We start from the raw sequence: 2,165 nt of genomic DNA on the forward strand, positions 1-2,165 counted from the left end.
ACCACCGGTAATATGACACAGCGCATGAACAGGCATTTGCTTAATTAATGCCAGCAGATTTTTAACATAGATCCGGGTGGGCTCCAGTAAATGGTCTGCCAGACTTTTGCCTTCAAGCAGCGTATCTGCCGACTGACCACTCACTTCCAGCACTTTACGGATTAAAGAGAAGCCATTAGAGTGGGGGCCAGACGATGCCAGAGCAATAAGCTGATCACCTGCTTTTACTTTGCTGCCATCGATAATGTCTGCCTTCTCAACGACACCGACACAAAAGCCGGCAATATCATAATCGTCGCCATGATACATGCCCGGCATTTCCGCCGTTTCACCACCGACCAGAGCACAACCCGATTGCACGCAGCCTTCTGCGATACCTGCAACTACCTCTGAGGCGGTGTCCACGTCCAGTTTGCCGGTGGCATAGTAATCGAGGAAAAACAGCGGTTCTGCACCTTGTACTACTAAATCGTTAACGCACATGGCAACTAAATCGATACCTACACCATCGTGACGTTTTAAATCCATTGCCAGCCTTAACTTGGTGCCGACACCATCCGTGCCTGATACCAGCACTGGCTCTTTATAGCCGGCCGGAATCTGACATAAAGCGCCAAACCCCCCTAAGCCTCCCATGACTTCCGGACGGGTGGTGCGCTTTACTGCGCCTTTTATCCGTTCTACCAGGGCGTTGCCGGCATCTATATCAACTCCGGCGTCTTTGTAGCTTAAAGATGTGTTGTGCTCGCTCACGGCTTTCCTCGATTGCTTAGTTGGTTGGCAGAATCGGCGCGTATTTTACCTGCTTAATGGCGCCGACAAAAGCTTTACTGCATGACATTTGCAGCGGCTTGTTTAACGTAGTCGGCGACACTGATCGCGTCGTTCTGAATAATCTTATGATAACATACTGATGCAAATGGGAATTCTTTGTCAGATAATTGCACTGAAATATAGGGCGCGGCGTTATCTGCGGTATTGTTGTGCCAGTTGCCACCATAATTGCTGATAAAGACTTCACCGATATAAGCGCCCAGTATATTGCTCAGGGTAAAAAGCAATTCGGCAGAGTGGCTTTGTTGCAACTGATGTTGATGTAAAGTAGCCAGCACCGTATCAACGTCCTGTAGACTGGCCAGCGTGAAATCAAGCTGCAGCTGGTGCTGTTTTGCAACATAACTGACCGCATCCCTTGCCGCTTCCTGCATCAGTTTATTTATTTCATTCGTTTGCATAGCTATCCCTATTTATGGTGTTCTGCCAGAATCAACTGACGTAATTGTTTGCTGCCCGGCCCCAGTGTCTCTTCCTGCGGGGTTAACAGTGACATGGGTACCAGCCGTTCTGAACTGTTATTCAGCTGCAGCTGAACCAGTTCTCCCTTTGCCAGCGCCTCGGCTGCAGTAAAATCGGGCAACCAGCAAAAACCCAGGCCCAGCTGCAAGATTTCGATGGCTTCACTGAAATTATCTACTGTCCAGCGCTGTTCAGCTTTTAACCAGCCCATATTTTCCAGCGGTTTTTGGGCCGTATCCCGGATAACAATCTGTAAATGCTGACTAAGCTGGCTCTGCTCTAATGCTGGCAGACCGGCCAGCTCATGATTTGCACCGACCAGCGGAATAAAACGGCTGACAAATAAAGGCTCCCCAAGATAGCCTTTAGGGACCACACCGGCAATGACCAGATCGGCTTTTTTCTGGATGATGACCTCGCTGGTGCCGGTTAAGACGGTATCAATAATCTGCACCCGGCTGCCGCGGCTTTGGGGATAAAACTTTTGTAACGCCCGGTACAGGTACTGCCTAGGATAGGCAAGTTCAACGGCAATCCGGATCTCCGGTTCCCAACCTTGTTCGATATTATCAGCAAGCAGCTCCAGATCTTCAATTTGCTGGGTCAGTACCCTCGAGCGGCGCAACATGACTTCACCGGCATCGGTCAGTTGTGCTTTGCGGCCAATGACTTCCAGTAATTCAACGCCTAACTGCGACTGCAGTTTGGCAACAGCATGATTAAGCGAGGACTGACTTTTGTTCAGTAACTCAGCGGCTTGCGCATAGCCACCGGCATCGACCACAGCCTGCAATATTCGCCATTGTTCCAGGGTAGAGCGGGGACGATAGGGCATAGCGGGCCGGATCCTTTATCAAATTATGTCGTGG

At 50.0% G+C, this 2,165-nt stretch carries 3 protein-coding genes; all 3 read right to left on the reverse strand.

Translation table 11 applies throughout. The features are described from left to right. On the reverse strand, positions 1–753 hold a 753-nt coding region (gene purM / locus R3177_RS14610), incomplete at its 3' end, for a phosphoribosylformylglycinamidine cyclo-ligase (protein ID WP_318971739.1). Positions 754–827: 74 nt separating this feature from the next. After that, on the reverse strand, positions 828–1,235 hold the full coding sequence (locus R3177_RS14615; protein ID WP_318971740.1) for a hypothetical protein: 408 nt from the start codon (positions 1,233–1,235) through the stop codon (positions 828–830). Between the two features lie 8 nt (positions 1,236–1,243). After that, positions 1,244–2,131, reverse strand: coding sequence for a LysR family transcriptional regulator (locus tag R3177_RS14620; protein WP_318971741.1), 888 nt, complete (start codon positions 2,129–2,131; stop codon positions 1,244–1,246). Between the last annotated feature and the right edge of the window lie 34 nt (positions 2,132–2,165).

The organism is Arsukibacterium sp. (assembly GCF_033722355.1).
Taxonomy (GTDB): domain Bacteria; phylum Pseudomonadota; class Gammaproteobacteria; order Enterobacterales; family Alteromonadaceae; genus Alishewanella.

What these genes read in the sequence shown, in the direction of transcription:
- R3177_RS14620 (WP_318971741.1), bottom strand. Translation starts at nt 2,131, where the DNA reads ATGCCCTATCGTCCCCGCTCTACCCTGGAACAATGGCGAATATTGCAG.
- R3177_RS14615 (WP_318971740.1), bottom strand. Translation starts at nt 1,235, where the DNA reads ATGCAAACGAATGAAATAAATAAACTGATGCAGGAAGCGGCAAGGGAT.